The sequence below is a fragment of the uncultured Brachyspira sp. genome, assembly GCF_910588665.1.
In the GTDB taxonomy this organism is placed as follows: Bacteria; Spirochaetota; Brachyspiria; order Brachyspirales; family Brachyspiraceae; genus Brachyspira.
The window spans coordinates 1-1,708 of record NZ_CAJUPR010000043.1; the positions used below are offsets into that span (position 1 = coordinate 1).

General features: G+C 23.5%; 4 protein-coding genes. 1 reads left to right on the plus strand and 3 read right to left on the minus strand.

The features are described 5' to 3' along the window. Positions 1-145 precede the first annotated feature (145 nt). The 3 genes from QZ306_RS10500 to QZ306_RS10510 all read right to left on the minus strand — a co-directional run bounded on the left by QZ306_RS10500 (position 146) and on the right by QZ306_RS10510 (position 1,311). Positions 146-337, minus strand: a complete 192-nt coding sequence (locus QZ306_RS10500) for a hypothetical protein (protein WP_295163651.1) — start codon at positions 335-337, stop codon at positions 146-148. A 287-nt stretch (positions 338-624) separates the two neighbouring features. Further along, on the minus strand, positions 625-1,002 hold the full coding sequence (locus tag QZ306_RS10505; RefSeq protein ID WP_295163652.1) for a hypothetical protein: 378 nt from the start codon (positions 1,000-1,002) through the stop codon (positions 625-627). Between the two features lie 63 nt (positions 1,003-1,065). Continuing rightward, positions 1,066-1,311 (minus strand): hypothetical protein, encoded by a 246-nt coding sequence (locus QZ306_RS10510; protein WP_295163653.1) that lies wholly within the window; start codon positions 1,309-1,311, stop codon positions 1,066-1,068. A gap of 155 nt (positions 1,312-1,466) precedes the next feature. On the opposite strand from QZ306_RS10510, the gene QZ306_RS10515 reads away from it, so the two are divergent. After that, positions 1,467-1,708: hypothetical protein (locus QZ306_RS10515; protein WP_295163654.1), on the plus strand; the 242-nt coding region annotated here is incomplete at its 3' end.

The window sequence follows — 1,708 nt, forward strand, 5'->3', positions numbered from 1 at the left end:
ATAGTAGGATAGTTCACATTAGAAGATGGTTTTATTTTTATATTAACATTAGTGTTTTGTTCTTGTTTACAACTACTATCATTTTCAGAACTTAATATTCTAGCTTTATGTAATACTTTCGACATTTTAGTTATATTAAACATGTTTATTGATTATCTGTTAATTCTTTCAATTCAGTTTCTAGTTTTGCTACTTTATCTTTTAATGAATTTATATCTTCAATTAAGCTTTCTCGTATAGCTAACCCATTAGAACCTAGCATTCCTGTTTTGATATTATTTAAATGTTGTTTTGTATCATAACATCTTTCTTTTAAACATCTTTTTATTCTTTTCAATTCTGGAATTTCACTCTTATAATTACTTAACTCAGACATTTATTTAATATAAAAATGAGTTTTGAACAAAAACGTACGTTACGCGATTCAAATAAAATGAATTATTATGATAGACTTAGATTACAAATGCAAAAAGAAAGAACTAGAATTAATTCAAGTCCAATTATTAAGAAATATAATTTAAAAGGTTCTATTAATCATGATAAAACACCAATAATAACGACAAAAAAAATGAACTATCATACTTACACTTTAAATCATTCTGTAGTACCTAATAATTCTAAGATTTAATTATTTGATAATTGATTTATAGTATGTACAATTTGATTAATTGTTGAAGTTAGTTCTGTTATTTTTAGCTTTAGTTGTTCAATATCAGCTTTAATAATGTCATTTTCAAGTTCTTTAATGTTTTTATCATTGTTATTAACCTTTCTTAGATATATTTCACCACCTTTTATTTTACCATCTAATTTAGAACAGTTCTTCTTTGTTATTCTATATTCAGATCCATCATTAGTAACTATTTTGTATACCTTATTTAGATATTGTGTTGTTTTGTTATCAATATCATCTTTATGTTTTTGATAGTACATATTGAATTCTTCTATTGATTTAAAGTTTTTTATTTCATCAACAATTTCATTAATAACTTTCAATTCCATTTATTAATAATTAAACTGATTTAAATACATTTATTACTATTTATTTTATTTGATTTGATTTAACTACTTATAACTGATTTCACCTTTATTATTAACAAGAGATTTACCTATTTTACCAGCTTTATCAGCTATACTTAAACCTTTATCTATAGTATCTACAACTTGACCAACACCAGGTATATAAGATGTAATAGGTTTAATCTTATCTATTATCTTTCTTCCTGTATCAACAACTTTTGGTATGTTTTCAACTACTTTAGTAGCTATGTTTTTTACAGTATTACCAACTTTATTAAATAAATTCTTCATTTTCTTAAATATACCAATACCCATTTTTATTAAATGAAAAAAGAGTAAGAACAATACTTTTTTTATAATCTAAAATGTTATATCGTAACGAAAGAGCACATAATTTAAAAATAGAAGCTGGTAATGTACTTAACACATTTAGTAAAATGAGAGAAATGATTAATGTTAATGATGGTACAAGATCGTTTTCATTTAGAACAGTAGATTGTCATGATCAACCTGCACCTTACACAAAAGGTCAGTATTCACAAATTAGCTTAACACACCCTGATCATTTCATAAGTGATGTTGATAAAGGTTTCTTAACATTTCATATTAGATTAGATTTACAATTAAATACTGATTTATCTAAACTTAGAACTATTGAAGATTCTGATAATTTATATAAGATATTTGT